This is a genomic window from Salinibacterium amurskyense (assembly GCF_002797685.1).
GTDB classification, from domain to species: domain Bacteria; phylum Actinomycetota; class Actinomycetes; order Actinomycetales; family Microbacteriaceae; genus Rhodoglobus; species Rhodoglobus amurskyensis.
This window is the reverse complement of record NZ_PGFH01000003.1, coordinates 169,903-196,691: the sequence shown is the minus strand read 5'-3', so window position 1 is coordinate 196,691 and position 26,789 is coordinate 169,903. Positions and strand designations below refer to the sequence as shown.

General features: G+C 62.0%; 31 protein-coding genes. 10 read left to right on the top strand and 21 right to left on the bottom strand.

Annotated elements, in window-relative coordinates; translation table 11 throughout:
- Together CLV85_RS13035 and CLV85_RS13030 are read right to left on the bottom strand one after the other, a co-directional pair.
- Positions 1–504: a dihydrofolate reductase gene (locus CLV85_RS13035; RefSeq protein WP_229820526.1), complete on the bottom strand. Its 504-nt coding sequence runs from the start codon at positions 502–504 to the stop codon at positions 1–3.
- Positions 505–581: 77 nt separating this feature from the next.
- Positions 582–1,391 (bottom strand): thymidylate synthase, encoded by an 810-nt coding sequence (locus CLV85_RS13030; RefSeq protein WP_100390070.1) that lies wholly within the window; start codon positions 1,389–1,391, stop codon positions 582–584.
- Positions 1,392–1,489: 98 nt separating this feature from the next.
- Between CLV85_RS13030 and CLV85_RS13025 the strand changes: the two genes are divergently transcribed.
- Both CLV85_RS13025 and CLV85_RS13020 read left to right on the top strand, forming a co-directional pair.
- Positions 1,490–1,915, top strand: coding sequence for an OsmC family peroxiredoxin (locus tag CLV85_RS13025; RefSeq protein WP_100390069.1), 426 nt, complete (start codon positions 1,490–1,492; stop codon positions 1,913–1,915).
- 2 nt (positions 1,916–1,917) lie between these two features.
- The gene (locus CLV85_RS13020) at positions 1,918–2,829 is read left to right on the top strand and encodes a TIGR01777 family oxidoreductase (protein ID WP_100390068.1); all 912 of its coding nucleotides are present in this window, start codon (positions 1,918–1,920) and stop codon (positions 2,827–2,829) included.
- 19 nt (positions 2,830–2,848) lie between these two features.
- Here CLV85_RS13020 and CLV85_RS13015 read toward each other — a convergent pair whose 3' ends face one another.
- On the bottom strand, positions 2,849–3,298 hold the full coding sequence (locus CLV85_RS13015; protein WP_189621869.1) for a tetratricopeptide repeat protein: 450 nt from the start codon (positions 3,296–3,298) through the stop codon (positions 2,849–2,851).
- Positions 3,295–4,047 (bottom strand): 4-hydroxy-tetrahydrodipicolinate reductase, encoded by a 753-nt coding sequence (gene dapB / locus CLV85_RS13010; protein WP_100390067.1) that lies wholly within the window; start codon positions 4,045–4,047, stop codon positions 3,295–3,297. Before dapB ends, CLV85_RS13015 begins: the two co-directional genes overlap by 4 nt.
- Before the next feature lie 118 nt (positions 4,048–4,165).
- Between dapB and CLV85_RS13005 the strand changes: the two genes are divergently transcribed.
- Positions 4,166–4,666, top strand: a complete 501-nt coding sequence (locus CLV85_RS13005; protein WP_100390066.1) for a GNAT family N-acetyltransferase — start codon at positions 4,166–4,168, stop codon at positions 4,664–4,666.
- 67 nt (positions 4,667–4,733) lie between these two features.
- On the opposite strand, the gene CLV85_RS13000 is transcribed toward CLV85_RS13005, so the two are convergent.
- Entirely contained in the window at positions 4,734–5,336 is a 603-nt protein-coding gene (locus CLV85_RS13000) for a histidine phosphatase family protein (protein WP_100390065.1), read from the bottom strand.
- Between the two features lie 18 nt (positions 5,337–5,354).
- Positions 5,355–6,725 (bottom strand): M16 family metallopeptidase, encoded by a 1,371-nt coding sequence (locus CLV85_RS12995; RefSeq protein WP_100390064.1) that lies wholly within the window; start codon positions 6,723–6,725, stop codon positions 5,355–5,357.
- A gap of 312 nt (positions 6,726–7,037) precedes the next feature.
- Here CLV85_RS12995 and CLV85_RS12990 point away from each other — a divergent pair, with 312 nt between their 5' ends.
- Entirely contained in the window at positions 7,038–7,628 is a 591-nt protein-coding gene (locus CLV85_RS12990) for a TetR/AcrR family transcriptional regulator (RefSeq protein WP_100390063.1), read from the top strand.
- A gap of 166 nt (positions 7,629–7,794) precedes the next feature.
- Here CLV85_RS12990 and CLV85_RS12985 read toward each other — a convergent pair whose 3' ends face one another.
- Positions 7,795–8,787, bottom strand: a complete 993-nt coding sequence (locus CLV85_RS12985) for an aldo/keto reductase (protein ID WP_100390062.1) — start codon at positions 8,785–8,787, stop codon at positions 7,795–7,797.
- Positions 8,788–8,979: 192 nt separating this feature from the next.
- Between CLV85_RS12985 and CLV85_RS12980 the strand changes: the two genes are divergently transcribed.
- Entirely contained in the window at positions 8,980–9,513 is a 534-nt protein-coding gene (locus tag CLV85_RS12980; RefSeq protein ID WP_229820466.1) for a YbhB/YbcL family Raf kinase inhibitor-like protein, read from the top strand.
- Between the two features lie 76 nt (positions 9,514–9,589).
- Here CLV85_RS12980 and CLV85_RS12975 read toward each other — a convergent pair whose 3' ends face one another.
- Positions 9,590–9,775, bottom strand: coding sequence for a hypothetical protein (locus CLV85_RS12975; RefSeq protein ID WP_100390060.1), 186 nt, complete (start codon positions 9,773–9,775; stop codon positions 9,590–9,592).
- Between the two features lie 189 nt (positions 9,776–9,964).
- A complete protein-coding gene (locus CLV85_RS12970; RefSeq protein WP_100390059.1) occupies positions 9,965–12,214 on the bottom strand; it encodes a polyribonucleotide nucleotidyltransferase in 2,250 nt (749 codons plus the stop codon).
- Positions 12,215–12,535: 321 nt separating this feature from the next.
- Here CLV85_RS12970 and CLV85_RS12965 point away from each other — a divergent pair, with 321 nt between their 5' ends.
- Positions 12,536–12,718, top strand: a complete 183-nt coding sequence (locus CLV85_RS12965; RefSeq protein ID WP_010205171.1) for a DUF5302 domain-containing protein — start codon at positions 12,536–12,538, stop codon at positions 12,716–12,718.
- A gap of 81 nt (positions 12,719–12,799) precedes the next feature.
- On the opposite strand, the gene CLV85_RS12960 is transcribed toward CLV85_RS12965, so the two are convergent.
- Positions 12,800–13,432, bottom strand: coding sequence for an FMN reductase (locus tag CLV85_RS12960; protein WP_100390058.1), 633 nt, complete (start codon positions 13,430–13,432; stop codon positions 12,800–12,802).
- 51 nt (positions 13,433–13,483) lie between these two features.
- Entirely contained in the window at positions 13,484–14,599 is a 1,116-nt protein-coding gene (locus tag CLV85_RS12955; RefSeq protein ID WP_100390057.1) for an LLM class flavin-dependent oxidoreductase, read from the bottom strand.
- A 207-nt stretch (positions 14,600–14,806) separates the two neighbouring features.
- On the opposite strand from CLV85_RS12955, the gene CLV85_RS12950 reads away from it, so the two are divergent.
- Positions 14,807–15,772 carry an alpha/beta hydrolase gene (locus CLV85_RS12950; protein WP_100390056.1) on the top strand — a complete coding sequence of 322 codons (966 nt, stop codon included), beginning with the start codon at positions 14,807–14,809 and terminating at the stop codon, positions 15,770–15,772.
- A 109-nt stretch (positions 15,773–15,881) separates the two neighbouring features.
- Entirely contained in the window at positions 15,882–16,889 is a 1,008-nt protein-coding gene (locus tag CLV85_RS12945; RefSeq protein WP_100390055.1) for a helix-turn-helix domain-containing protein, read from the top strand.
- Positions 16,890–16,933: 44 nt separating this feature from the next.
- On the opposite strand, the gene CLV85_RS12940 is transcribed toward CLV85_RS12945, so the two are convergent.
- The 6 genes from CLV85_RS12940 to CLV85_RS12915 all read right to left on the bottom strand — a co-directional run bounded on the left by CLV85_RS12940 (position 16,934) and on the right by CLV85_RS12915 (position 22,122).
- Entirely contained in the window at positions 16,934–17,779 is an 846-nt protein-coding gene (locus CLV85_RS12940) for an anti-sigma factor (RefSeq protein WP_100390054.1), read from the bottom strand.
- Positions 17,766–18,326, bottom strand: a complete 561-nt coding sequence (locus CLV85_RS12935) for an RNA polymerase sigma factor (RefSeq protein ID WP_100390053.1) — start codon at positions 18,324–18,326, stop codon at positions 17,766–17,768. Before CLV85_RS12935 ends, CLV85_RS12940 begins: the two co-directional genes overlap by 14 nt.
- Positions 18,327–18,346: 20 nt before the next feature.
- A complete protein-coding gene (locus tag CLV85_RS12930) occupies positions 18,347–18,955 on the bottom strand; it encodes a class F sortase (protein ID WP_100390052.1) in 609 nt (202 codons plus the stop codon).
- Positions 18,956–19,023: 68 nt separating this feature from the next.
- On the bottom strand, positions 19,024–19,848 hold the full coding sequence (locus CLV85_RS12925) for a DUF4397 domain-containing protein (protein ID WP_100390051.1): 825 nt from the start codon (positions 19,846–19,848) through the stop codon (positions 19,024–19,026).
- 92 nt (positions 19,849–19,940) lie between these two features.
- Positions 19,941–21,221 (bottom strand): benzoate/H(+) symporter BenE family transporter, encoded by a 1,281-nt coding sequence (locus tag CLV85_RS12920; protein WP_158592999.1) that lies wholly within the window; start codon positions 21,219–21,221, stop codon positions 19,941–19,943.
- Complete coding sequence (locus CLV85_RS12915; protein ID WP_100390049.1) at positions 21,205–22,122, bottom strand: NADP-dependent oxidoreductase; 918 nt, start codon at positions 22,120–22,122, stop codon at positions 21,205–21,207. The genes CLV85_RS12920 and CLV85_RS12915 overlap by 17 nt, the downstream gene beginning before the upstream one ends.
- Positions 22,123–22,223: 101 nt before the next feature.
- Here CLV85_RS12915 and CLV85_RS12910 point away from each other — a divergent pair, with 101 nt between their 5' ends.
- Complete coding sequence (locus CLV85_RS12910) at positions 22,224–22,832, top strand: HdeD family acid-resistance protein (protein WP_100390048.1); 609 nt, start codon at positions 22,224–22,226, stop codon at positions 22,830–22,832.
- Positions 22,833–22,906: 74 nt separating this feature from the next.
- Here the strand turns inward: CLV85_RS12910 and rpsO are convergent, their stop codons facing one another.
- Complete coding sequence (gene rpsO, locus CLV85_RS12905; RefSeq protein WP_009771894.1) at positions 22,907–23,176, bottom strand: 30S ribosomal protein S15; 270 nt, start codon at positions 23,174–23,176, stop codon at positions 22,907–22,909.
- A 119-nt stretch (positions 23,177–23,295) separates the two neighbouring features.
- On the bottom strand, positions 23,296–24,129 hold the full coding sequence (locus tag CLV85_RS12900) for a hypothetical protein (protein WP_100390047.1): 834 nt from the start codon (positions 24,127–24,129) through the stop codon (positions 23,296–23,298).
- Positions 24,130–24,224: 95 nt separating this feature from the next.
- On the opposite strand from CLV85_RS12900, the gene CLV85_RS12895 reads away from it, so the two are divergent.
- The gene (locus tag CLV85_RS12895) at positions 24,225–25,406 is read left to right on the top strand and encodes a MarP family serine protease (protein WP_100390046.1); all 1,182 of its coding nucleotides are present in this window, start codon (positions 24,225–24,227) and stop codon (positions 25,404–25,406) included.
- 33 nt (positions 25,407–25,439) lie between these two features.
- Here the strand turns inward: CLV85_RS12895 and CLV85_RS12890 are convergent, their stop codons facing one another.
- Positions 25,440–26,117, bottom strand: a complete 678-nt coding sequence (locus CLV85_RS12890) for a hypothetical protein (protein ID WP_100390045.1) — start codon at positions 26,115–26,117, stop codon at positions 25,440–25,442.
- Entirely contained in the window at positions 26,114–26,776 is a 663-nt protein-coding gene (locus CLV85_RS12885; RefSeq protein ID WP_147433376.1) for a lysoplasmalogenase, read from the bottom strand. The genes CLV85_RS12890 and CLV85_RS12885 overlap by 4 nt, the downstream gene beginning before the upstream one ends.
- Between the last annotated feature and the right edge of the window lie 13 nt (positions 26,777–26,789).

Below are 26,789 nucleotides of genomic sequence, written 5' to 3'. Positions count from 1 at the left end.
CTACCGCTGCTGAGCCCGCTGATTCTCGTAACGGAGGAATCGGTAGCGAAGATCGGTGGTCGACGTGTGCCAACCATCGCTCGGATCGCTCGCGACGAGCATCCACTCATCGTCTCTTTCGGGCGCAATCGTGTCGCCCTCAAACGTCTCGCGAATCTCGGTAACCTCGAGACGATCGGCGCTGTCGAGCACCGACGCAAAGATCTCGGCGCCACCGATAACCCACACGGTTTCGACCGGCTCGCCGTGCCCACGATCGGTCAGATCGGCATCCACTGTCGACGCGGATGCCGCGGCTAGTTCAATGGCAGAGTCCACGGTGTGAGCAACCTCAGCTCCCGGCGCGTTCCACTCTTCTTGGCGCGTGACAACGATATTGCGGCGACCGGGCAGCGGCCGGAATCGTGGAGGCAAAGAGTCCCACGTTTTGCGCCCCATGATGACGGGGCTGCCGAGCGTGAGTTCTTTGAAGTGAGCTAGGTCTTCGGGAAGATGCCACGGCATCGCACCGTTGTGGCCAATGATTCCGCCAGCGGACTGCGCCCAAATAAGCGCGACCGAGACAGGACGAGTCGAGTCGCTCACACCGCGACCGGTGCTTTGATGGCGGGGTGGTGTTCGTAGCCGACGATCTCAAAATCTTCGTAGGCGTAGTCGAAGATGCTCTCGGGTGAGCTCGTGATCTTCAGTTGCGGCGCAGCGTACGGCTCGCGAGTCAGTTGCTCGGTCACTTGCTCGACGTGGTTGTCGTAGATGTGGCAATCGCCACCGGTCCAGACGAAGTCTCCCACCTCGAGCCCGGTCTGCTCCGCCACCATGTGAGTGAGCAGCGCGTAGCTGGCGATGTTGAACGGAACGCCCAAGAAAAGGTCGGCGCTGCGCTGGTACAACTGGCACGACAACTTGCCATCGGCCACATAGAACTGGAAGAACGCGTGGCACGGCGCCAACGCCATATTCGGGATGTCAGCGGGGTTCCACGCAGAGACGATCAACCGCCGAGAATCAGGGTTGGTCTTGATCTGCTCGATGACCTCAGAGATCTGGTCAATCTGTTCACCCGAGGGTGTTGGCCAGGAACGCCACTGCACGCCATAGACCGGGCCGAGCTCGCCCGCGGCATCCGCCCACTCGTTCCAGATCGTGACGCCGTTATCGCGCAACCACGACACGTTGCTCTCGCCGCGCAAGAACCACAACAGCTCGTAGGCAATCGACTTGAAGTGAACACGCTTGGTCGTGATAAGCGGAAAACCCTCCGCGAGATTGAACCGCAGTTGGCGACCGAACACACTGCGGGTGCCGGTGCCCGTGCGATCACCTTTCGTCACGCCGTGAGCGAGAGTGTCGCGCAGCAAGTCTTCATAGGGTGTTGCGATCGTGGTTGCCATCGCATCAATAGTACTGATGCGCGTCGCACTTCACACCGCTTTCTCACCCCTGCCGCCAAGCCAGCGCCTAGGGTTGGGGAACGACGAAAGGAACGGCAATGCCTGTAACGAGCGAAGCAACAACACTCTGGTTCGGAGACCTGTTTAGCGGCAAGGGAACGACATCACTCGATTCCTCAGATGCTGCGGAATTCCCCGTGACGTGGGCTGCACGATCCGAAGGTCAAGAAGCAACGACCAACCCCGAGGAACTCCTCGGAGCCGCTCACGCCTCGTGTTTTGCAATGGCGTTCTCCAACGGACTAGCCGAAAACGGCACTCCCCCCGAAAGCCTGCAGGTCACTGCGGCGGTCACTTTTGATCCGGCCGAAGGTATCACCGGAAGCCACCTGCTGGTGAGCGCCAAAGTAGCGAATCTCAGCGACGACGACTTTCAGCGACTGGCGGCCGAGGCCAAAGATGGGTGCCCCGTATCGCGCGCCCTCACCGGCATCCCCATCACTCTCGAAGCGAGCTTGGCGTAGTCATGACTGACTCTGCGTCTGCACCCACCGTTTCTCGCGTCCTCGTTGCGGGCGCTTCCGGCTACATCGGCACTGAACTGGTATCCCAGTTGGAGGCCGCAGGCTTCGAAGTGTTGCGTCTTGTGCGCCGCGAACCGGAGGGTGCAGACGAATTCCGCTGGGACCCCAGCGCCGGCACGATTGATGATCGTTCGATTGAGCTGGCGGATGCCGTAATCAACCTCGCGGGAGCTTCCACGGGAAAGATCCCCTGGACCCCCGGCTACAAGCGCGAGATTCTGCGATCGCGCGTCGATGGAACCCGCGTGTTGGCCGAAGCGATTCGCCGAGCCACGACGCCACCGTCAGTGTTCTTGAGCGGTTCAGCAGTCGGCTTCTTCGGTAGCCGCCCTGGCGAAGTACTCACCGATGAATCGAGCAAGGGCACTGGCTTCTTGAGCGATGTTGTCTACGCGTGGGAGCAGGCTGCTCGCCTCACTCCTCCGACAACACGGCTCGTGATGTTCCGCACCGGAATTGTCGTGGGCAAGGGCGGAGCCTTCACTCCCTTGAACCTGCTGACCCGGTTCGGCGTAGGAAGTCGCCTAGGCAGTGGCGCTCAGTACTGGCCGTGGATCAGCCTCCACGACGAAGCCGCCGCGATCGTGCACTTGCTGCGCAGTGACTTCTCCGGAGTGGTCTCCCTCGTGGGCCCTACCCCGGCTACTGCCGAGACCGTCACCAAGACGCTCGCTCGCGAAATGGGCAAGCCGCACTGGTTCGCTGTGCCGAGCTTCGCTTTTCGGATGCTGGGCGACGCTGGCAAGGATCTCATCTTGGTTGACGAGAACGTTCAATCGCCCACTCTCGCGAGCACGGGCTTCACGTTCACCCACACCACCATCGAGCAGGCCATCGACGCGTTCGTCGACTAGAGAGCAGCGCGTTCGTCGACTAGCGCGGAGTTTTGCCGCGCGACAGCGCAATAGCGCGACGGGTAGCCCAGCGCGCTCGGCCCCGGTCTCCAGCAGCGTCGTAGGCGAGGCCGAGACGTAGCCAGGTGCGCCACGAGTTGGGCTCTGCCTCTGCCTCTGTGCGGTAACGATCGAACGCGCGATCGGCCGCGGCGGGGTCAGGACGACCACTCGGCAGAAGCTCAACAACCTCATCCGGCAACGCTCCCTCTTCCGTGAGAGTGGTGAGGAGACGTTCGGCCCGCACGATGAAGAAGAGTTCCGCGGCGAGCGCCCAGAACCCGATGATGGGCAGCACGAGCAGTGCCCAGCCCATTACGTTCACGATGGGCTCGTCAGCACGGATCAGAATCGTCGAATAATTAATGACGAAGATCAGGTAGATGGTGAGCAGCGCCACCATCACGAGAGCGGCAATGCGAGTTTTCACTCGGAGGCCGATCCTGCTGGGGAGAGATCGATAAGTTGGTCGAGGCCAACCGTGACTCCCTGAGCGGTGGGCACAGCGCGCAGACCAAGCAGGATGCCCGCTTCGTAGGAGTCTTGCGACATGGTGCGGTGATCGACAGTGAGTACTTCGCCGGGCCCGCCGAAGATGACCTGCTGGTGTGCGATCACTCCCGTCATACGCAGGCTATGCACGGGGATTCCGGCCACTTGTTCTCCGCGTGCCCGCTGGTCGACATGCGGGGCGAGCGCAGGGCCGCGTTCGCTGCGGGCGTCGGCCATGAGTTCTGCGGTGCGCACGGCGGTACCCGAGGGCGAATCGACTTTGGCAGCGTGGTGGCTCTCGATGATCTCGATTGAGTCGAAGTAGCGAGCAGCCGATGCGGCAAACGAGGTGGCAAGCGCGGAGCCAAGCGAGAAGTTGGGGATGATGACGACGCCGATCTCCGGGGTCTCCGTGAGCAGCGAGCGCAGTCCCTGCACGCGGTCCTCGCTCCAGCCGGAGGTACCCACGAGAACGCTCTTGCCGTTGCGCACGGCGAAGTCGACAACGGAGGGCGAGACACTGGGCTCCGTGACATCCACCACGATGTCGGCAACGAGCATCTCGCTGAGCTCCGAACGCGAGTTGAGGGAGGCCACGAGCGAGAAGTCAGCGGATGCCTCAACAACGCCACTGATGTACTTGCCCATGCGACCGGTTGCGCCGACTACCGCTACTTTCGTTGTCATTGTTCAAATCTACCAATGCTGAGCGGCGTCGCTGACTCCCCTACGGCTGGCAAGGAAACACTCGAAGCAGCACGGGCGCCAGGCAGCCGTTCCGCAACGCCGAGAGTACTGTGGTCGTGTGCCTCAGTTTCGTTCACTTCCGGTCACGGATGCTCTCGCTCTCGAACTTCTCACCGAATACTTCAGCTACCGCGCTGAGACGTTTCCGACGCCCTCGGGGTACGTCACGACGTTCCCTAGCGAGGAGCAGTTCACCGAATCTCAGGGTGTCTTTGTAGTGATCGAGCCCGATGGCGACGGCACCGACGTCGACGGTGGCGCCTCGGGCGCTTCCGGTGGCGCTCTAGGCTGTGGCGGCATCCGCCAGCTCGAGCCCGGTCGCTTTGAGGTCAAGCACCTCTGGGTGCGGCCCGAGGGCCGCGGTGCAGGGCTCGGGCGTCAGCTGCTTGGCGAGCTGGAACGGCGAGCGCGCGCCTGGGGCGCCACCGAACTCGTCCTCGACACCAACGAAAGTCTTGCCGCAGCAGGCGGGCTCTACCGCTCGAGCGGCTTCGAGCCGTGCGCGCCGTACAACGACAACCCCAACGCCACAACGTGGTACCGCAAGCCGCTGGTCTAAGCGACCTGAGTCTCAGTATGCGCTCATGCGCCCGCGTCCTCGCACGCACGCGTTAGCGAACTAGCGTCTAGTAAGGCTGCTCTGCCGGCATTCCCGTGCGCAACTCAACGGGCAGGTGACCGAGGTCGTTGTGGTTCACGAGAACGGGTGGCTTCGCACTGCGCACCCGGATGATCGTGAGACCGCAGTTGGCTTGGTTGAGCCCAAGCCACCGCCACTGGTCTCCGCCCAGAACTTCGCGGACGAACCAGGAGATTACAAAATTGTGCGTGATCAGCAGATCGTGACGGTCTTCGCGCGCCGGAGTAAGGAACTCGGCAACGGCGTCTTCCATTTGAGCCTGACCGGCATCAATCTCTTCGTCGGTGATCGAACCGAAGAATGGTTCGAAAGCGGCAGGCATATCGGGAGTGGGTCCGCTGGGAATGCAGTCCATCAGCAGCGTCGTCGGCTGTGACTCGAGGGCGGGCATCCGCTCAGTCATGATTGCGGCAGTCTCAGCGGCTCGCTGAAGCGGCGAGTGGAACGCTCGAGTGAACGGCACGCCACTCAATCGCTCCGAAATCGCTTGCGCTTGGCGCACCCCCTTGCCCGAAAGCGGGCCGTCGGGCAAACCGTGTTCTGCGTCTTGCTGCTCGCCGTGACGCACGAGGTACAAGTAATGGGCCATCATCATTCCTTTGTCGATCTAGCTCTCGGCAACGCTGCCGAGATCAATGCCGGCGAACATTTCTTCATTGACGGCCCCCACTGCTGCAATAGAGAGGGGTCGTGACGAGAGTTCTTGAGCAAGTTCTTGGATGTCATCGGCCGTGACCGCAGAGATGCGGGCGATCGAAGCATCAAGGTCGATAAATTCACCGAGGGTGAGTTCGCTACGACCGAGGCGCGACATCCGCGAGTCTGAGTCTTCGAGGGCGAGCGCTGACGCTCCCCGCAACTGACCGATCGCGCGACTAATTTCTTCGTCGGTCACGTGCGCGGTGCCGAGCTTGTGGAACTCTTCGAGCATGAGTTCGGTGACCTGGCTGACCTTGGCGGGCGAGCAACCGGCGTAGATACCGAAGACACCGGCGTCGGAGTAACTCGGCGAGAACGAGTACACGGAGTACGCGAGACCGCGCTTTTCACGCACCTCTTGGAAGAGCCGCGACGACATGCCGCTACCAAGGATGGAGTTCAGCACCGTCATCGTGGCGCGTCGGCTGTCGGTTGCCGAGAGCCCTTCGACGCCAGCGATGATGTTGGCCTGCTCGATGGGGCGCTGTGTCACGTGCAGGCGTTGGCCAGGAGTGAGCACGGTGGAATGCGCGCTGCCCGAGAGGTCACGGCGGGCAACCGGCGATGCTTCCGTCGAGAGATCCCAGCCGGCTGCAACGAGGCATGAGGAGATGGCAGCCACAAGTTCATCGTGGTCGACCGCTCCCGCGACCGTAATCACGAGATCTTGGGGACGGTAATTCGACTGATAGTGATCCCACACCGCGTCGCGAGAGATCGCATTGATCGTGTCGGGGCTACCGCCAATCGGGCGACCGAGCGGATGCGCGCCAAAGACGGCCTCAAAGTAACGCTCGCTCGCTACATCGGTGGGGTCGTCATCCGCCATCGCCAGCTCTTCGAGAATCACCCCGCGTTCGTTCGCGAACTCCGTGGGGTCGATCAAGCTCGAGGTCAGCATGTCACCAATGACTTCGATCGCCATGGGCAAGTCGATGTCTTGCACCTTGGCGTAGTAGCAGGTGTACTCCTTGGCCGTCATAGCGTTGTGCTCGCCGCCGACAGCATCGAAGCTCACAGCAATGTCGAGAGCAGAGCGCGACGCCGTGCCTTTGAAGAGTAAGTGCTCGAGAAAGTGAGTTGCACCGTACGTTTCAGGATGCTCGTCGCGGGAGCCCGCTGCTACCCAGTAGCCGACCGTCGCACTGCGTGCACCCGGTACTTGCTCACTCAGGATGCGCACACCGCTCGGCAAAACAGTTCTACGAACGAGACTGTCGCCGGTTGCGGTGAACGACAGTTCGGGAAGGTCAAGAGGAAGAATCACAGCGTCGCTCATCACCTATGAGCCTACGTCATTACTGGCCTTCCAGCGCCTGATGCTCAGGGACCCTGCAGAACCATCCCCCAAACTGGGGGATAAAAATGAGGACAGACAGACTTGTCTGCATGTCCTCACGTGCTAATGTTCTTTGTAGGCACCCGAAGCCAATAACCCATCACCGGGACCCGAACCCGGTGATGTAAAACCTGCGACATGGACCCGAACCAGGTCGTGAAAATAAACCGCATCGCTTGAACCCGAAATCTTGCGATGCACATAGTGGGGAAATGTTCCTGATCCGAACCTCCACGGAAGGAGTGCGCTGCGATGGTATTTGAGACACCAGAGACTGCGCAGCGCGCTCCGGCCAAAGGCCGCATCCTCGAGACGGCCAACACACTCTTCTACCAAGACGGCATTCTGAACGTCGGCGTAGACCGCATCATCGCTCAGTCGAGCGTGACCAAGGCCACGTTCTACAAGCACTACCGCTCAAAAGACAACCTCATCCTTGAGTACGTCAAGAGCCGTCGCGCTGCCGTAGAAGCCGAAACGCAATCGATCATCGATAACGCCGCCTCACCCCACGACGCCGTTCTTGGCCTCCTGGAGTCAGTCGCTGGCGAACTCACGAAGCCCGACTTCCGTGGTTGTCCTTTCCTTAACGTGGTCGCAGAGTTCCCCGACCCGACTCACCCCGTTCGCGTGCTGATCTCCGATCACCGCGACTGGTACAACGAGTCGCTCTACGAACTCATGCGTGCTGCAGAGCATCCCTTCGCTGGCGATGCCGCTGACGAACTCATGCTCGCCAAGGATGGCGCTCTCGCTGGCGGTTACGCCGGAGACACTATTGCTGCCGGCGCTGCCATGGCTCGCGTCGTCAAGCGCGTACTCAGCGACGCCGTCAAGGTCTAACGCAACATCAGCACGTCGCGGCGCGGCTAGCACGCAGCGCGGAGCATCAGGCACTCAGCGCTCGATGCACACCCGAACGACGCTAAACGCTGCTGCGCGTGCGTCTGCTTCTCACTGCCCCGTAGCAGCTCGCGCACTAGCAACTCGCGCACTAGCAGCTCGCGCCCTAGTAGCTAGAGACGCGGTCGAGCTCTGCTGACTGGTGTCGCGTCAATTGAACGCGGGCCGCCGCAATCAACTCCGGCACTTGCTCCGCACGACTCGCGCTCACGACGGGCGCGACCACACCTGGCTTGTTCAACAGCCACGCGAGGGCGATTGTCGCCACGCTCTCATCTTGCTCTTCGGCAACCTCGTCGAGAGCGTTCAAGATCTTGATTCCGCGACGGCGCAAGTACTGCGCAGCGTCATGGCCGCGAGAGTTGAGAGCAAGGTCAGCACGCTGACGGTACTTGCCGCTCAAGAAACCGCTAGCCAATGCAAAGCGAGGCATAACGCCCAGACCTTGGATCGCCGCGACGTGAGCGAGGCCCGTTTCATACTCTTGGCGGTGGAGAAGGTTGTAGTGGGCTTGCACTGCGACCATGGGGGCAACGCCCATCTGGCCGCACGCGATGCGCGCTTGAATGAGCCGGTTGCCCGTGTGATCAGAGCCACCGAAGTAGCGCACTTTGCCCTCGCCGATCAATTCATCGACAGCGAGCAAGGTTTCGTCGAAGTCGACCGATTCATCGTCGACGTGCAGATACAGCAGGTCGATGTGCGAGGTGCCCAAGCGCGCGAGCGAGGCATCCACGGACCGCTTGATCGCCGCGGCATCCATACCGGGATTGTCGCGGCTCTTGCCCACCTTGGTAGCAACTACGATCTGATCGCGATTGCGCCGGGTGCGCATCCACTTGCCAATCATGAGCTCGCTGCGACCTGAGGCGTAGGAGTCAGCCGTGTCGATGAAGTTGCCTCCGCCGTCGGCAAAGGTGTTCAAAATGGAGGTGGTGGCCGCGTCATCTGCGGTCCACCCGAAGATGTTTCCGCTGAGCGCGAGAGGCAAAACACGAAGGTCAGAAGAACCGATGACTCGAGTCGAAAAGTGCTGCCCCGTTACTGGGCGCACACGAGTGGAACCCGGCAGTGATCGCGTCGGGTGCACTTGCGTCATAACGGCCTCCCACAAGGCTTTTGGTAAGAATATGCCGCCAACACCGCAAATACGCGGAGGACAGACAGATCGTTACTAGTCCGTGTCGAAATGACTCATTTTCCTCCGGTGCAGCCCGGCACGGTGTCGGCGTCACGTCATTCTCGCCATAATGGCCACAGTTCCATTTCAGCAAGCGAGAGGATCGACGCCGTGAATGACCCCAACTGGAAACTGCCCGAAGTACCGTCGTTCACCCTAGAGAGCCCCGATTTTGAACCCGGCGGTGAGCTGCCAACCTTCGCACGCTCCGGCATTGCAAATGCGGGAGGCGAAGATCGCTCCCCCACTCTCCACTGGCACGGCTTTCCCTCGGGAACGAAGAGCTTCGTGCTCACCGTTTTCGATCCGGATGCGCCTACCGGTAGCGGTTGGTGGCACTGGGCTGTCTACAACATTCCCGCGTCGGTGGAATCGCTCCCCCAGGATGCTGGAAACCCGGAGTCGCAACTCATGCCGCATGGTGCAATTACCGTGGCCAACGAACTTCGCCTAGAAGCTTTTCAGGGCGCTGCGCCGCCGGCCGGCCACGGACCCCACCGTTACGTCTTCACGGTGAGCGCACTCAACGTTGAACGCCTCGACCTCGCCGAGGGCAACACCCCCGCCATGCTGGGCTTTGTGCTTCGTGACCACATCGTGGCACGAGCACAACTGGTCGGATACTCGAGCACCGAAGCCGCGTAGACGCCCGGGGTTCCGCGGGCACGATAAACACCCGCATCGGGCATGCGGGTCATCAGGAGAACGCGAGGAGCTCTGCTTAGGTGTTACGGCGGTAGTAGTGCGGAACGCGTTCGTAGCCTCGGCTGCGCATCTTCGCGACAACCACGCTGACAACCACGACGACAACAACAATGCCGAGGGCTACCCAGAGGTACCATGCGGTCTCAAGCCACAGGAGCATGTCGCTCATGAAGGCGTCAAGAGGTGTAGTGATTCGGGTCACTCGCTCAGGATAGTGGCATGGAGCACCGATAGCGGGACCCAATCGAAGGGCAGACTAGGGTGACTACCCCTATTTTTACTGGAATGTGAAAAAGAAATTTTCCTGCCCGACACACAGTTGCCCCATTAACGACTCAGCGCCCATCCTCAAGGAGAATGGGCGCTGAGTATGACCTGCGTTTAGCGGAACTTAGCTTTCGTCAGCGGGAGCCGCTGCTTCTGCGTCAGCCTCGTCAGTGACGGGTGCGAGCGAGAGCTTGCCACGGTCATCAATCTTGGTGATCTCAACCTGGATCTTCTGGCCGACTCCGAGCACGTCTTCGACGTTCTCGACACGCTTGCCACCGGCAAGCTTGCGAACCTCGGAGATGTGCAGCAGTCCGTCCTTGCCCGGGGTGAGCGATACGAAGGCACCGAAGGTAGCGATCTTGACGACCGTACCCAAGAAGCGTTCGCCAACCTCAGGGTTGAGCGGGTTCGCGATGGCGTTGACCGCCGCGCGTGCAGCCTCGGCAGAAGGACCATCGACAGCGCCGATGTAGACCGTTCCGTCATCCTCAATCGAGATGTCGGCTCCGGTGTCATCCTGAATCTGGTTGATGTTCTTGCCCTTGGGCCCGATGAGCTCACCGATCTTGTCGATCGGGATCTGAACCGAGATCACGCGAGGAGCCGTGGGGGCCATCTCGTCGGGAGCGTCGATTGCAGCGTTGATCACCGAAAGAATCGCGGTACGCGCTTCCTTAGCCTGCTTGAGTGCACCGTCGAGAACTGACGACGGCAGACCAGCGAGCTTGGTGTCGAGCTGGATAGCGGTGATGAACTCACTCGTACCGGCAACCTTGAAGTCCATGTCGCCGAGTGCGTCTTCAGCGCCGAGGATGTCGGTGAGAGCCGCGTAACGCGTCTCGCCGTTGACCTCGTCGGAGATGAGCCCCATTGCGATACCGGCGACGGGTGCGCGCAGCGGCACACCAGCGTTCAGCAGCGACAGAGTCGAAGCACAGACGGAACCCATCGACGTCGAACCGTTGGAACCGAGAGCCTCGGATACCTGGCGGATGGCGTAAGGGAAGTCTTCACGAGCAGGAAGCACCGGTGCGATAGCGCGCTCGGCGAGGAAGCCGTGCCCGATCTCGCGACGCTTCGGGCTACCAACGCGACCGGTCTCACCAGTCGAGTAGGGCGGGAAGTTGTAGTGGTGCATGTAGCGCTTCTTGGTCACTGGTGCCAGTGAGTCAATCTGCTGCTCCATCTTGAGCATGTTCAGCGTGGTGACACCCAAGATCTGAGTCTCGCCGCGCTGGAAGATAGCCGAACCGTGAACGCGAGGAATGACCTCGACCTCAGCATCGAGCGCACGAATGTCGCTCAAGCCACGGCCGTCGATACGGATGCCCTCGGTGAGTACGCGGGTACGCATGACCTTCTTGCTGACGGCCTTGTATGCTCCGCCAACCATGCCGAGTACGTCTTCGCTGAGTTCTTCAGCGTCAACCTTGGACTGAACCTCAGCCTTGACGCGAGCCTTGAGCTCGTCATCAGCGGTCTGGCGCTCGATCTTGTCGGCGATCTTGTAGACGTCGCGAAGCTCAGCTTCAGCGATTTCACTGACCACGTTGTACGCCTGGTCGGAGTACGGCGGGAAGAGCTTGAACTCGGCAACAGGCTTAGCGGCCTTGTTGGCGACCTCGAGCTGAGCCTTGACGAGCTGCTTGAGGAACGGCTTCGAGGCTTCGAGGCCCTGAGCAACAACAGCCTCGTCGGGCTTCGTGGCGCCAGCCTTAATGAGCTCCCAGCTGTTCTCGGTAGCTTCTGCTTCAACCATCATGATGGCGATGTCTTCTTCACCCTGGTCGTTGGTGACCATGCGGCCAGCAACGGTGAGGTCGAAGACAGCGTCAGCAAGCTGGCTGTGCTTCGGGAAGGCAACCCACTGGTCGTTGATCAGAGCCATGCGGATGCCGGCAACCGGACCATAGAACGGAAGTCCTGAGATCTGGGTGCTGAGCGATGCGGCGTTGATCGAGAGTGCGTCGTAGAACTCGTCCGGAGCGATGCTCAGAACGGTGATGACGATCTGAACTTCGTTGCGGAGGCCCTCAACGAAGGTCGGACGCATCGGACGGTCAATGAGGCGGCAAACGAGGATCGCTTCCGTCGAGGGACGACCCTCGCGGCGGAAGAAGCTTCCGGGGATCTTGCCGGCAGCGTACGAACGCTCTTCGACATCCACGGTGAGCGGGAAGAAGTCGAAGCCCTCACGCGGGTGCTTACCCGCGCTCGTGGCGCTCAAGATCATGGTTTCTTCGTCGAGGTACGCGGCAACGGCACCCTGTGCCTGCTGAGCGAGTCGACCGGTTTCGAAGCGCACGGTGCGCTTGCCGAACTTGCCGTTATCGAGAACGGCTTCGGCGAATGTGATTTCTGGACCCTCCATGCGGGGGTTTCTCCTTTGTTTTACGTCGCGCACCCGTGTGGTGTGCGACTCGTCAAGGAGCAGGAGCGGGCAGAAGGACGCGATGGTTCACGCGCATGCCTAGAGTGGCGGCGCGTGTCTGGCCAACAGTAGAAAGCCTCCGAACGACTCGGAAAATTACCACCGGTGACCAGCTTCTTGCCAGCCTGCTCCGTTTGTTGCCCTACTACTACGTGGACAACTGCTCACAATCGTAGCACCGGGGGTCTGGGAAGCCCTAGAGATTGGCGCACGACACGGTTTCGGCGCTGATTATCATGCAGGTGGCCTACGCTGACGGGTATGGAACCCACAGAAGAAACCCCCTCTGCGAGCGAAGAGAACAAGCGCAGGTTCCGCGAGGCGCTTGATCGCAAGCAGGGCAAAGAAACATCACGCCCAGGACATTTGGACGCCGAATCGGCTATCCACGGCACTCAGGACCGCGCCGATCACAAGCGCGACTTCCGCCGCAAGACTGGGTAAAACACACGAAGCGACCGCTGCCGCCCGGCGAGATCGGCGGGGATGCACCCCGCGGAGTTCGCCGAGCAGCGCGGCTGGTTCTTACTGCGCTCCGAAGCTACCGACGGGGCTGAAGCCCTCCGGCAGCGCAAAGGGATCAATAACCCGGCTCGAACGATCGGACGCCGCGGCGAGCGCCGCGAGTTCTCCCGCCGCCCGCGCGATTCGTGCCGGAAGAGTGCTCGACGCACTATCTGAACCACTTCCCCAGTCCGCGGATGCCGCATAGACGCCGGTTGGCACAGCCACGGCATGCAGGTAGCTGAACAGCGGTCGCATCGCGTAGTCGATCGCGAGGGAGTGACGATCTGTTCCACCGGTCGCTCCGAGCAGCACCGGCAGATCCGTCAAGGATTGCGGGTCAAGCACGTCAATGAATGACTTGAACAGCCCGCTGTAGCTCGTCGTGAAGATGGGCGTAACGGCAACAAGCCCGTCGGCGCCGGTGACAGCGGCGATCGCTTCGTCGAGCTTGGTGCTCGGGAAGCCCGTGAGCAGGTTGTTCGTCACGTCGTGCGCGAGGTCGCGCAGCTCAATGACCGTCACTTCGGCTTCGATACCGCGGTCACGCAGGTCGGTGACGGTTGCCTCGGTGAGACGGTCGGCGAGCAGTCGGGTGGACGATGGCTGGCTGAGGCCAGCGGCGATGACGGCAATTTTCTTGACGTCGGACATGATGAGCTTCTTTCTGGGGAGCTAGTGGAGTGGAGCGAGCCGGTAGCGGAGCTAGACGGTTGCAGGGGCGTCGGCCGCGGCGGTAGCGAGAGCCGCATCACGCTTGGCGACGAGCGAAGCATGAGTGGGAGCATCCGGAACCTCGGCGGGACGGTTGGTGGCGAACTCCTTGCGGAGTACGGGAACGACCTCTTCACCGAGAATGTCGAGCTGCTCGAGAACGGTCTTGAGCGGCAGTCCAGCGTGGTCCATGAGGAAGAGCTGGCGCTGGTAGTCGCCAAAGTGTTCACGCATGCCGGCGTACTTGTCGATGACCTCTTGTGGGCTGCCCACAGCGAGCGGCGTCTGGTCGGTGAAGTCCTCCATCGAAGGTCCGTGGCCATACACGGGAGCATTGTCGAAGTACGGGCGGAACTCTGCCTTAGCCGCCTGCGAGTTGCTGCGCATGAAGGCTTGACCGCCGAGACCTACAATGGCCTGCGCCGCGGTGCCGTGGCCGTAGTGCTCAAAGCGCTGACGGTAGTAGCTCACGAGACGCATGTAGTGCTCTTTGGGCCAGAAGATGTTGTTGGCAAAGAAGCCATCGCCGTAAAACGCGGCCTGCTCAGCGATCTCGGGACTGCGGATCGAGCCGTGCCAGACAAAGGGAGGCACGCCATCCAACGGTCGCGGCGTTGACTGGAAGCCCTGCAGCGGCGTGCGGTACTTGCCCTCCCAATTCACGAACTCTTCACGCCACAGCTTGTGCAGCAGCGAGTAGTTTTCGATGGCGAGCGGGATGCCCTCGCGAATGTCTTTGCCGAACCACGGGTACACCGGCCCCGTGTTGCCGCGGCCCATCATCAGGTCGGCGCGACCATTGGAGAGGTGCTGAAGCATCGCGTAGTCTTCGGCGATCTTCACGGGGTCGTTCGTCGTGATGAGCGTCGTGCTGGTCGAGAGGATGAGCTTCTCGGTCTGCGCGGCGATATAAGCCAGCGTGGTGGTGGGGCTCGAGGAGAAGAACGGAGGGTTGTGATGCTCCCCCAGGGCGAAGACATCGAGCCCGACTTCTTCCGCTTTCTTGGCGATGGTCACGGTGGCCTTGATGCGCTCCGCCTCGGTGGGCGTCGTGCCATTGGTCGGGTCAGTCGTGATGTCGCTGACGGTGAAAATTCCGAACTGCATGGTGTGCTCCGGTCTCCCAAAATCTGTCTGGATGAATCAGTTATTCCGTTCAACCACGCTGTTTCCCGATAATTCCGGAGCCGTACCGCCACATGGCGGTTAACGTGCAGGCATCGTGGAATGAGTGGCGGTACTCGCGCAGTGCCGCAACGCTCTAGCGTGGAGGCAGGCCGTCACACCGCTGTGGCGCAAACCGATGGAGGCCCCATGAGTGCATCTGAGTTTCATCCCGCTCCCCCATTCGATGTGGAGCTAGCTGCGGCGCTCGCGATCATCAATGAGCAAGAGCCTTCGACCATTACCCCCGACATGATCCAGCCACGGCGGGCCGCGCCCACCCTGTCGCTCGAGGAGATTCTCGCTGGTCGAAAGATAACTCATCGCGAGGAAACGTTCGCGGGCCCCGGTGGGAATTTGCTCGTCTCACTCTTCCAACGCAACGATCACAGCGTTGCCGGAGTCGGCGTTGTGCACACCCACGGCGGTGGAATGATCTTCGGCGACCGCTTCAGCGGTATCGAGACAATGCTCGACTGGGTCGAAGAGTTGGATGCCGTGGTGGTGTCGGTCGAATACCGGCTGGCTCCCGAGCATCCGGACCCCGCTCCCGTCGACGACTGCTACGCCGCTCTCGTGTGGACGGCGGAAAACGCGGCACGGCTCGGCATCGACGCGAAAAAGCTCGTCATCGCGGGCGGTAGCGCGGGCGGTGGTCTTGCCGCCGGAACGGCGTTACTGGCGCGCGACCGTCAAGGGCCTCCGCTCGCCGCCCAAATGCTGATCTATCCGATGCTCGACGACCGCAATGACACCGTGTCGAGCTATCAGATCGACGGCAAGGGCATTTGGGATCGCGGCAGCAATGACACGGGCTGGGATGCCCTGCTTGGCGACCGGCGCAAGACAGACGACGTCTCGATCTATGCGGCTCCCTCGCGAGCGACAGACCTCAGCAATCTTCCTCCGGCGTTCATCGATGTGGGCACTGCAGAAGTGTTCCGCGACGAAGACGTTGCGTATGCCTCCACCATTTGGGCGTCAGGTGGAGACTGCGAACTGCACGTCTGGCCAGGCGGCTTCCATGCCTACGATGTACTGGCTCCGTTCGCCGCGCTATCGGTCGCCACTCAAGATGCTCGACTCAGCTGGTTGCGCCGCACGCTCGGCCTCTAATCAGCCACCGGCACACCCCAGCGTCACTGTGGTTCGAGCCCAACCGAGACTGTCTGTTCTCGCAGGGCCGCAATAGAGTAGGGCTCGAACCACAGAGGGCGGAACGAGAATGCAAGAACTAGCCGGACGCTTGAAGGCGCTCGACCCCGAGGCCAGCGAAACCTTGCGGGTGATCTCATACTTCGACGCGTTGTCCGCCGGTCATGCCAACGCCGAGGTCCTTGTTCGCGGCGCGAGTATGCTGGCCGGATGCTCCGCCGGGGTGGCCTCGCCGTCTCTCAGCCTGCGAGTCGACGAACGTGGACGCCGCAGTGCCGATCCTGGCTCCCCCGCTTCGTGGCCGGCGCGAAGCCTTACCGGTGGAGGGACGGTCTGGCTCGAACGTGACGGCGGCGCTCACGCGAACGACGACATGATTCTCGAGCGTGTCGCGCTCGCCCTCAGCATCCTCTTCGAACGCACCGGCCCTGCCGAAGCACTACGCAATCCCGTCGAGACCCTTCTCGACCCCACCGAAACCGTCGAGCACCGCCAAGCCGCAGCCCACTCTCTGCACTTGGTGAGCACTACGCGCTACCGCGTGATCACTCAGCCAGCAAGCACCACGACAGCAGCTGCGGGCCCTGCTGCCGTAATGACAACGGTCGCTGGCGCCGTTCGCGCCGAAATCGTGCTCAGTACGGATGCCGTGGCAGCAGAGCGCGCCGGCATCGGCATCGCTGCCTCCCCCGCCGATCTGGTGCGCTCGTGGCTTTCGGCGCTCACCGCGCTACGCCTGACCTCCGATCATGAGCCCGTGTTGTACGGGGATGATCTCGGTTCGTTGTTGCTGCTCGCCGAAATCAGTCCCGCGGGAGCTCCCGAGAATTGCGACCTCCAGTCGCTCGGCGTCGTTATTCGTGAGACCCCACGCATCTTGCCCATGCTCGACACTCTGGCCGCGAGCGAGAGCCTTCGGGCAGCAGCAGCGACCCTCGGTTTTCACCACTCGACGGTGCAGTCGCGGGCAGAAGAGTTAAGCGCGAAACTCGGCTTTGACGTGCGCACGTCGCGCGGTCGCACCCGGCTCTCCGTGGCTCTCGCCCTTCACCAGCTCGAGACCACGCACTTCGACTAATCGGAGTTCGGGCTCACGCCGACAGTGCACAGCAGCGGCGTTCGCTAGGCCTCGGTGGAGAGCTGACCGCGCACGATGGAGTCACCGGAGTGAGCCGGGTTTCCGTCGAACTGTTCCTCAGAGATGTCAACGAGGTCGTAACTCGAAACGTCGAGGCCGTCGGGAACCGTGAACTGGCCTGAGGTGCCTTCAACGATTCCAAGGCTGACGAGAGCCGTGGCATCCGTCGTGATCAACCAGACTTCACGGTAGCCACCGTCGGTCGCGGGAGCATCAAAGTTGACGTCGATCACGCGCGTACCGTCGGGCAATTGCTCAAGCTTGGCTTCACCCGTGGAATCTGGCCAGGCCGGGAAGGCTTCGAGGGTTGCGCTTGCGAGGATGGTCGGCTGTTCAGCAGGACTGAAAGTTGCCCACAGCGCGGTACCGGCGCTCGCGACCAAGGCGACGGCGGCCGCTGCAGCAACAAAGCCGATCCACGGACGGCGACGGCGCTCGGCAAGAGAGTGCACAGTGCCGCTTTCCGCGATGCTCGTTGCGGTTGACTCGTCCACTGCGACATCGTCGCGTTCGACGCGTTCGACGCGTTTCTGGGCCAGTTCGTCGCTGGGCACCCTGTCGTCAGCATCGCCAACGGCGGGGGCGGATGTCGCACGTGCGTCATCTACCGTCAGCGCCAACTCGTCGCTGATGCGATCCCAAACGCGCGAGGGAGCTTCGAGCAGCTCACCAGCATCGAAAGTGGAACGGCCAATCATTGCAGCACGCGCAAGGATTTCGATCTCGCGACGGCACTGGTCACATTCGCTCACGTGCACACTGTCTTCGGGGAGGGCAACTTGCTCACCCAGGGCGAGCAGCGCAAGGACCTCAGGATCAACGTGTCGCATAGGTCGCCTCCAATCGTGTTCGCATCCGTTGCAGACTGCGCCGGATATGGCTCTTGACCGTGCCTAAAGGTAGTTCGAGACGGTCGGCTATTTGGTTGTGGGTGAGATCGTCGAAAAACGCTAATCGCATGATCGCTTGAGCATCCGGCTCAAGGCGAGAGATCTCGTCGGCAACCATCAGGGTGTCGGCCAAGTCGAAGTCTTCCACGACAGCCTCCCCCCGCGAAGTTGTTGACGCCAGTTCTTCTTGAAGCCGGCGAATTCGCGCTCGAGCTTCGTGAGCGTCGGCGATCTTGTTCTTGGTGATTCCGACGAGCCACGCCGACAGGCTCGATCGTTCAGGCTTGAAACTTGAGCGCCCGGTCCAGGCTGAGACGAAGACTTTCTGAGTGACGTCTTCTGCATCGCCGCGATCGCCGAGCGAGCGAACTGCCAGTGTGAAGACGAGCGATGACCACCGCTTGTACACCTCCGCGAGCGCCGCTTCGTCGCCCGCGATGAACGCCTGCGTCATGCGGGCTTCGTCTGCGGCTTCGTCGTCCGTCATAGCTCTCCGGTTGAGGGTGTTCATAGCGGGTTAGCAATCGCTATGACGTTGTCAGAATAGTTCAAGACGTTCTGATCGAACTGTCCCCCACACGTGATGAGCACAATTCGTGGAGCTCCGTCGCGGTCGAAGACCTGGTCGAGAGGCAGTTGTTTCTTCTCGATGTTCTGCACGGATTCGAGAACGTAGCGGTGATCGACGCCGTCATCTGTTGTCACGATGATTTCGGCATCCGCTGGCATCTCTTTGAGATAGGCGAAGGGGCCAAGGCCCTGTTCGAAGTCGTCGACATGGGCGGTGATAACGGTCGAACCGGTGTCACTGGCGGGTGAGGGACCGTAGCGGTACCAGCCGGCGACTCGAATGTCTTCGGGGATCTGCATGAGACCGTCATCCTCGACTCCGACCGGTGTGATCTGGATGTCGATGGAGACGGAAGGAATTTGGATGCGAACCGGGGCAGCAAGCTGCTCTACCGGCGCAAGTTCGCTCGACTGGCGGGGCACATCGATCACCGCGGTGGGCGGCGGGGACGGCACGGGCGTCGGGGCGATGGATTCTGCTGGGGCTGCAGCACAGCCAGCAAGGAGAAGCGCCATGACCGCGAGGGCTAGGGTTCTCGGGGCCATGACGTTCTCCTTGCTGGGGTGTGTGAGTGTTGGTCGTACTGGGTCGTGCTGTGGAGGTTGTGCTGTGACTACTTCGCTGCGCGGGCGGCGGAGAGTCGGGTTGCGGCGAATCCTGCGAGAGCAAGGAGTGCTGCGAGGCCACCGAGGCCGGCGACGAGGATGCCGTTGTTGTTGTCAGCGGCGAGTCCTGCAGTTCCGGCGTCTACTCCGCCGGGGTTCGAGTGGAGGCCGTCAATGGTCTGCACTGCGAGGGTGAGGTTGTCGTCGGCGGCGCTGCCCCAGGCGTACACGATCGTGTTGACACCTTCGGCGATTTCGACGTCGGCCGGGCCAATGACGGGGTCAGTGGTTCCGGTGAGTGCAACAGCGGCGGAGATCGTTCCGACCGCGAGGTCAGCCTTCACTTCGTCGGGGTTGCTCAGGTTTTCGAAGGCAACTGCGTCGTTGGCGAGCACGTCGACAGCGGGGGCTGCAGCCGTGTGGCGAACGGTCAGTCGGCCTTCACCGGCAGCGACCGTCGAGAGGTCATTGGTGAAGAGGCTGGCCGTGGGGTCACCTGATTCATCGAGGTGAGCCACCGCGGTGTAGCTCGTGTTTGCTTCGAGCGTGAGGTCGATCGGGCCGATGGCGGGCGACGAGTCGTCGGCGGCATCGGAGGCGGTGATCGCGACCGTGTAGGTGTCGGCCGGGAGGTCGAGAGGGCCGGCGAGGTCACCGGGCTCGAAGTCGTCGAGAGTGAGTTCGCCGTTGACGTACACGTCGACGGTGAGTCCCGGCACTGCGTGCAGAACGTACAGGTCAGCGGTGGTGTCCGAGATTGCGTTGGCGGGGATGGCGACTCCTACGGCGGCAATCGCTCCGGCGGCTACACCGGCAAAAATTTTGTTTCGCACTGTTCTTGTCCTCTCATAGTCGGGCGTAAATCGCCTTACATGGAGTACTTCTGGCTGAACCCCTGTTTTGGATGCAGCAATCTCAAAAAACTTTAAAGTTTCTTTTCTGGGGCGGCCGGTGCGGCACTCTCAGGGGCGGTCGGCCCGGCTCCCTCGGGGGCGGCATCCGGGCCCGCTGGCGTAGCCGTGACGCCAGTCTTTCGGCGCCAACCGAGCCACGCCATGATGATCGCTCCGACGATGAGCGCCCAAAACGCGGAGCCAATTCCGATCACGGTGATGCCCGACGCGGCAACGAGGAACGTGGCGATGGCCGCGATGCGGTGCTCGGGAGCATCCAGAGCAGTACGCACCGAAGTGATGAGAGCACCGATCACCGCAAGCCCCGCGATCGCCACCACCACGATGGGAGGCGCTACCGAGACGAGGGCGGTGGCGAAACCGGCCCCCAGACCGATCACAACGTAAGTGGTGCCCGCTGCCACAGAGGCGATCCAGCGGCGCTTGGGGTCATCGTGCGCCTCTTCGCTCGCCGTGAGCGCTGCCGTAATAGCGGCGAGGTTGAGGGCATGACCGCCAAAGAATGCACTCGCGGCAGACGCGGCACCGGTAACAGTGAGGGCGGGGCCGGCGGGAACCGCATAGCCGTAGGTGCGCATGACGGTAAAGCCCGGCACGTTTTGCCCGGCCATCGTGACGATGAACAGCGGGATGCCGAGGCTTACGATCAGAATCGGGTCGAAGACGGGAACCACGAGAGTGAGCTGTGGCACCACGGCGGCATCACCAAACAGACTGCCGTCGGTCGTCAGCGCAATCGCAACAATCGCTGCAACAAGCGCTCCCGGCACAGCCCACCGCGGGGCAACCTTCAACAGAATCAACCACACCACGACCATCGGAAGACCCAACCAGGGGTACTCCACCGATGCTGTGATTGGCGCAAGACAAATCGGAAAGAGGATGCCCGCGAGCATTGCACTCGCGATCGGTTGCGGAATCCGCGTGATGAGTCGCCCCAGCGCGGGAACCAGACCGCACACCATAATGAGCACGCCGCACACGATGAAGGCACCAACCGCGGCCTGAAACTCAACGTCACCCTGCGCCGCAACGATCAGCAGTGCGGCACCGGGAGTCGACCACGCGACCGTGATCGGCATCCGGTAGCCCCACGCCAGCCCGATCGTGACGAGTCCCATCATGACCGTCAGAATCAACAGGCCAGAGGCTGCCTGATCGTCACTCGCGCCGACCGCGTGCAGCCCAGCAACCACAAGGGTGAACGATGATGCAAAGCCCGCGATACCGGCGATGATGCCGGTAGAAAAGAGCTGGAAAATGGCGGATGCCTCTCTAGAGCGTGAGCACAATCTTGCCGCGGGAGTGGCCTTCGAGAAGCTTGGCGTAGGCCTCAGAGACCTGCTCGAGCGGGAATACCGAATCGATCGGAACCTCAACGGTTCCGGCAGCAACGAGGGCCGCAAGCGACGCGAGGTCAGCCGGGGTCGCCCCCGCGGCACCGACACCCGAGGTGCCGTACTCCGAGACCGCCGCATAGTCAGCGATCGTGTTGATGCGGTCGGCCGGGGCACCCAGCGCTAGCGCAGCATCCACTGTTTCGCGGCCGTTGTTATCGAGGGCAGCGGTCACACCTTCGGGGCTAATCTCGAGAATGCGCTCGACCATGCCCTCGCCGTACGCGACGGGGTGGATGCCGAGCGAACGCAAGAACTCATGGTTCGATGCGCTGGCGGAGCCAATCACTTTCGCGCCCTTGAGCTTGGCGAGCTGCGCGGCGATGACGCCGACGCCACCCGCTGCAGCGCTCACGAGAACGGTGTCGGCCTCAGTGAGGGCGACAGCTTCGACGCTCGCCCAGGCCGTACGACCGGCGATATCGAGGCCGCCCGCCTGTTCCCAACTCAAATCAGCCGGCTTGCGAACGAGTTTGGCTGCGGGAACAACAACGAAATCCGCTTGGCCGCTGAAGCCCTTTCCGCCGAGCACTTCGTCACCGACAGCCCACTGGTCCACTCCCGCGCCAACTTCATCGACAACACCGGCGAAGTCGTTGCCGTTGCCACTCGGGAATTCCACGCTTTGAGGACTAGCAGTGGGCGCCCCGCTAAAAACCTTCGCGTCGAAGGGATTGATGCCGGCGCACTTCACACGCACCCGCACCTCGCCCTCACCAGCGTGAGGTTCGGTAACTTCGGAAATCGTGAGCACTTCAGGCCCACCGAGCTGAGAGTAAGTAACACGACGCGACATGCTTCGAGCCTAACCGGTGCGTCGCAGTTGCACACTGGGGCAATCCAACTGGGAGAATGGGCAACGTAAGGCACGCATTGACAACTCTGGTTAGGACCGTAATGAGCTCGTCTGACAGCACCACTCCCCGCCCCGTCTCGGCTGAAGATCTTCTCCCCGGACTCTTGCGCGTCCACCGCGGTCAACTCATGGCGGTCGCCGTCATCGGGCTTGTGCTCGGAGTCATCGGGCTGCTGTTCCCCGGCGCAACCTTGCTCACCATCGCAGTGCTCTTCGGCATCTACCTCATCGCGTCGGGAATGTACCGCGTGACCGCCGCCTTCGTCGCGAACAACCTTGACTCCCCGATGCGCTGGACCACTGGCCTTCTCGGACTCCTCATCGTGATCGCCGGCATCCTGTGCCTCGCCAACCCGTTCCAGACGCTCATCGCGCTCGCCCTCGTCATCGGAATCGGCTGGATTCTCGAAGGAGTAGTCGACCTCGTCGGTGGAGTGCGCGGCACCATTCACCCGCGCTGGTTCGGCTGGGTCAGCGGCATCGTCTCGATGGCGGCCGGTGTAGCGATGTTCGTGCTCCCTGCCGCCGGCGTCTTCTCGCTCGTGGCTATCGGTGCCGTGCTCATGATCGCCGTGAGCCTCACCACCCTGCTCACGCTGCCGCGCAAACCCAAGACCGCTGCTCCCAGCGCACCGGCTACCGCCGAATAGGCAACACGCTCACAGCAACAACAAAGGCCGCCATCGCAATGCGATGACGGCCTTTGGCAAGTGTGACGAGTCGACTAGCGGCGCAGTCCCAGCTTCTCAATCAGCGTACGGTAACGCGTGATGTCAACGTTCTGCAGGTAACCCAGCAGACGACGACGCTGACCAACAAGAAGAAGCAGTCCACGACGCGAGTGGTGGTCGTGCTTGTGCATCTTGAGGTGCTCCGTGAGGTCGAGGATGCGACGAGTCATCATCGCGATCTGGACCTCGGGGGATCCCGTGTCACCTGGGTGGGTTGCGTACTCTTCGATGATCGCCTTCTTGATGCTTGCTTCTAGAGCCATAAGGTGATCCCCTTTCTAGTCGTTGCGCGGTGCCCATAGCTGAAATGCTTGAGCTCTCTTTATCCGCGGCCGTTAGACGGCAACCTTGAAAGTTTAGCAGAGGCAGGGCTCCCGCAGTACTACCCAGCGAAGAGAGCAACAATCGCGGGAATCGCGAACGCCACCATCGTGACGGTGGCCGCGAGCGCAACCGCTCCCCCGACGGCGATCCATAGCCGGTAGCGGCGGCGGGCGGCATCCACTTCAGTTCGCAGTCGCTCGAAGCGGGCGGTGAGCCGAATGCTCGGGCCCGTGACCGCGGGGCGTGCGGTCCAGCCGCTGAGGCGACCGGCGACGGGAACCAGGGCGGCAATTTCCGCCCGCGAATAGACAGCTTCGTGACGAATGAGCCAAGCTGCAAGATCCTGAAGGGGCAACACCGGAACCGGCGCTTTCATGCGGCCACGAACCAGTTCGGAGGTTCCCGTGAGGGTGACGAGCGGGCGCACCTGCACGGAGGGGGCGCCGAGGGCGGCGAACGAATCGGTGAGGCGCTCGGCCAAGATTGTGGCGTCGCGAACGTACGCGACGCGGCGACCATTGATGAGGATCATGCGCCCGGCAGTGACCGCTTTCGCTCCCGGATGCCGCCGGCTACACACAGCGAAGACTCCCGCCGGGCCGAGAACGACGTGATCCGCGCCAACACTCGTATCGCCGCTGTCAGTGGAACCGGCAATGAACCAATCGGCACCCAGCGCAGCGAGTGCGACAGCAGATTCGAGCTCTCCCACGCCATGGGCGTACACCGCGCTGGCCTCGGCCGAGAGCGGGCTCGCGCCGCGGAGTCGCTGAAACCACGTGCGCGGCTCCCTGTCTCGCTGGGCGCGCAAGCATGCGGCCATCGCCAGACCGAACCCGGAATCCTCGGTGAAGGATGCCGGAGCGCGGCTTTCGTGCGCCTTGTCGCTCACCCGATCCCCCAACATTGTTCTGTGAGAGATTATCTCGCGTTCGACGATCGCCCAACTCGGCAACCGACGCCGTCGATGCGCCTTAGGCTGAGACAATGAACGTCGCCCCGATGCTCGACCTGCTGCTCGTCGGCGTCTTGCTGGGCTATGCCATCTATGGCATCCGAATCGGCCTCACTCGCAGCATTTTTGTCATCGCTGGTGTTGCCGTCGGCATTTTCTTGGCGATGCTCTTCGCTCGAAACATTGCGCAGCTGGCGTCGGTGCCGCAAGTGCGCGTGCTGGTCGCGGTGTCGGTAGCCATCGCCCTCGTTGCCGTGGGGCACGCAGTAGGTTCTGCCGCGGGCAAAGCGATTCAAGTATCGATCGAGACGAAGATTCTTCGCGGAGCTGATCGTGCGGTGGGCGGGCTCGCAATCTTCGTCGTCGCCGCGCTCGTTATCTCGACGGTTAGCTTCAGCGCGGCACAGCTGGGAGTGCCGGTACTCTCCCGCACGATTTCAGCATCATCGGTCATCCGCACCATTCAGGATGTAACGCCCGACGTCGTCGAAGCGAACATCGCCCGCTGGCGAACTGCGCTCAGCGATCGCGCCCTACCTTTGCTGGGTTCGCCTCTCGGCGATCCGAATGCGCAAATCCCCACCATCGACGCCGACAGCCCCGCTCTCGCCGCCGCAGCGCAGTCCGTTGTGCGCATCACGGGGAATGCTTACGCCTGCGGTCAGGGTCAGACGGGAAGCGGGTTTGTGATTGCGCCAGAGCGCATCATGACCAATGCCCATGTCGTTTCGGGCACGTCGGGCCCCGTGGTTGAAGCGCTCAACGGCCAAGTTCTCCCGAGCTCCATTGTGTATTTCGACTCCGTGAACGACTTAGCCGTTCTGGCGGTTCCTGGCCTTACCGCCGATGCGCTCCGGCTCGGAGACACCGCACGCCCCGGCACCAGCACGGCAATCCAGGGGTACCCCTACGGTGGTCCCTTCACGACCAGTGCCGCTCTCGTGCAGCACGTGAGCACCTTCGAGAGTGCCGACATCTACGGCGAGGGTGCAGCGCCCCGCGAGGTCTACACTCTGGCGGGTCAAGTGAATCCCGGAAACTCAGGCGGCCCTCTGCTGACTCTCGATGGAGACATCGCGGGCACGATTTTTGGCAGTAGCACCGAACAGAACAACGTTGGTTACGCACTGACGCTGGATGCTGTTCGCCCCATCGTCGAGAATGCGGCTGACCTCAGCACCGCCGTTTCTAGCGGAGCCTGCATCGCCCGCTAGCGGAACGGCTACTCGGCAAGCATTTCGTGAGTTCTAGCGTTCGAAACGCAAGTACTCCGGAGCATTCGGGACTCCCGGGCATGTGTCGATCGTCGAGCCGTCGGCGGCGCTAAAAGCGAACCACGACCACTCGTCTCCCAATTTCTTGCCGATCGAACGAGGCACGAGAAAACGCACGGTGGAGCCGGAGAGTTCGGCGTCGTCGACATCGAGCTCGTCAGCGTCGTCGCGGTCGAATTCGTGCGAAGTGAACTCTTCAATCTCGCCGTCGTCGATCTCGAGCGAGAATTGGTACGCGCGGTCGCCATCGGCGCGCTCGGCGTAGATGCCCAGTTGAGCCGACGAGCCCTCCCAAGGTTTCGCCAGAGTGACCTCCACCTCAACCTCATCCCGATCACGTTGCGCCACCTGCGCGGATTCGATGTCGAGCGCTGAGACCTCGGCCGTGTAATCAAAACACCGTGTTCCCGTTGACTCTGCGCTTGGCGGGATCAGAGTCGACTCGGGCGCCGGAACACTCGTTGCCGCTGGCGACGGTAGCGACGACGCTGCCGTTGGCGTCGCAGTGGCGGTCGGCGACAAGGATGCCGCGGCGAGCGTAATCACGACGGTCACGATGACGGCAAAAACAACGAGCGCCACGACAGCCGCCACAACCGGGCCCACCGCAACGCGTCTCTGAACGACGGGGTCGGAGGGCTCAGGAGTCACTCGGACACGCTAGCAGTGTTCCCCCGAGCGTTCCGCGCCCGAATGAACCCGGTGGCGATCAGAAACTGGCCAGCAATGTAGAGAGTCATGATTACGACATCCGACTGCCACCAGACCGGGCTCGGTGCGAACAGAGCCCAGGCGAGCGCTGAATCCGACGCTAGAAAAAGAACTGCTCCCGTGGCGATCAGTCGCGACGTCGCCAACGCCGCTGCTGTGGATGCCGCCAGCACTGCCCCATAGACCGCAAGCGGAACAAAGAAGAAGCCCAGATCATCGCGCAGCAGGAACAGCAAGCCTGCCCACCAGACGACGAGCAGTAGCGCCAGCATGGGCACCCGGCGCGATTTCACCACGCGAAGAAACAGCACGAGGTAAAGCGCGTGGGCGGCAAAGAATGAGCCGAGCCCCACGAGGAAGCGTGAGCTCGCGGCATCCGACACAAAAATGTCACCGAGCCACGACAGCGTGAGAGCGGCGAGCAGCAGATAGTCGGGCCACGAGAACGGGCGCCGCCGCACGATAACGACGCCCACCATAAGAGCGGGCATGAGCGAGAACTTGGTGACCACTGCCATGTCATCCCACCCCGCGGCGAGGCTCGCCACATGGAGTACCGCCACAGCAAAATAGGCGAGAAAGCCTCGAAGAATTAGCACGACCACAGCCTAG

What these genes read in the sequence shown, in the direction of transcription:
- CLV85_RS12970 (WP_100390059.1), bottom strand. Translation starts at nt 12,214, where the DNA reads ATGGAGGGTCCAGAAATCACATTCGCCGAAGCCGTTCTCGATAACGGC.
- CLV85_RS12945 (WP_100390055.1), top strand. Translation starts at nt 15,882, where the DNA reads ATGCAAGAACTAGCCGGACGCTTGAAGGCGCTCGACCCCGAGGCCAGC.
- CLV85_RS12895 (WP_100390046.1), top strand. Translation starts at nt 24,225, where the DNA reads ATGAACGTCGCCCCGATGCTCGACCTGCTGCTCGTCGGCGTCTTGCTG.
- CLV85_RS13035 (WP_229820526.1), bottom strand. Translation starts at nt 504, where the DNA reads ATGCCGTGGCATCTTCCCGAAGACCTAGCTCACTTCAAAGAACTCACG.
- CLV85_RS13000 (WP_100390065.1), bottom strand. Translation starts at nt 5,336, where the DNA reads ATGGCCCATTACTTGTACCTCGTGCGTCACGGCGAGCAGCAAGACGCA.
- CLV85_RS12910 (WP_100390048.1), top strand. Translation starts at nt 22,224, where the DNA reads ATGAGCTCGTCTGACAGCACCACTCCCCGCCCCGTCTCGGCTGAAGAT.
- CLV85_RS13025 (WP_100390069.1), top strand. Translation starts at nt 1,490, where the DNA reads ATGCCTGTAACGAGCGAAGCAACAACACTCTGGTTCGGAGACCTGTTT.
- CLV85_RS12935 (WP_100390053.1), bottom strand. Translation starts at nt 18,326, where the DNA reads ATGACGGACGACGAAGCCGCAGACGAAGCCCGCATGACGCAGGCGTTC.
- CLV85_RS12995 (WP_100390064.1), bottom strand. Translation starts at nt 6,725, where the DNA reads ATGAGCGACGCTGTGATTCTTCCTCTTGACCTTCCCGAACTGTCGTTC.
- CLV85_RS12915 (WP_100390049.1), bottom strand. Translation starts at nt 22,122, where the DNA reads ATGTCGCGTCGTGTTACTTACTCTCAGCTCGGTGGGCCTGAAGTGCTC.
- CLV85_RS12950 (WP_100390056.1), top strand. Translation starts at nt 14,807, where the DNA reads ATGAGTGCATCTGAGTTTCATCCCGCTCCCCCATTCGATGTGGAGCTA.
- CLV85_RS12940 (WP_100390054.1), bottom strand. Translation starts at nt 17,779, where the DNA reads ATGCGACACGTTGATCCTGAGGTCCTTGCGCTGCTCGCCCTGGGTGAG.
- CLV85_RS12960 (WP_100390058.1), bottom strand. Translation starts at nt 13,432, where the DNA reads ATGTCCGACGTCAAGAAAATTGCCGTCATCGCCGCTGGCCTCAGCCAG.
- CLV85_RS13020 (WP_100390068.1), top strand. Translation starts at nt 1,918, where the DNA reads ATGACTGACTCTGCGTCTGCACCCACCGTTTCTCGCGTCCTCGTTGCG.
- dapB (WP_100390067.1), bottom strand. Translation starts at nt 4,047, where the DNA reads ATGACAACGAAAGTAGCGGTAGTCGGCGCAACCGGTCGCATGGGCAAG.
- CLV85_RS12955 (WP_100390057.1), bottom strand. Translation starts at nt 14,599, where the DNA reads ATGCAGTTCGGAATTTTCACCGTCAGCGACATCACGACTGACCCGACC.
- CLV85_RS12990 (WP_100390063.1), top strand. Translation starts at nt 7,038, where the DNA reads ATGGTATTTGAGACACCAGAGACTGCGCAGCGCGCTCCGGCCAAAGGC.
- CLV85_RS12930 (WP_100390052.1), bottom strand. Translation starts at nt 18,955, where the DNA reads ATGGCCCCGAGAACCCTAGCCCTCGCGGTCATGGCGCTTCTCCTTGCT.
- CLV85_RS12985 (WP_100390062.1), bottom strand. Translation starts at nt 8,787, where the DNA reads ATGACGCAAGTGCACCCGACGCGATCACTGCCGGGTTCCACTCGTGTG.
- CLV85_RS12965 (WP_010205171.1), top strand. Translation starts at nt 12,536, where the DNA reads ATGGAACCCACAGAAGAAACCCCCTCTGCGAGCGAAGAGAACAAGCGC.
- CLV85_RS13030 (WP_100390070.1), bottom strand. Translation starts at nt 1,391, where the DNA reads ATGGCAACCACGATCGCAACACCCTATGAAGACTTGCTGCGCGACACT.
- rpsO (WP_009771894.1), bottom strand. Translation starts at nt 23,176, where the DNA reads ATGGCTCTAGAAGCAAGCATCAAGAAGGCGATCATCGAAGAGTACGCA.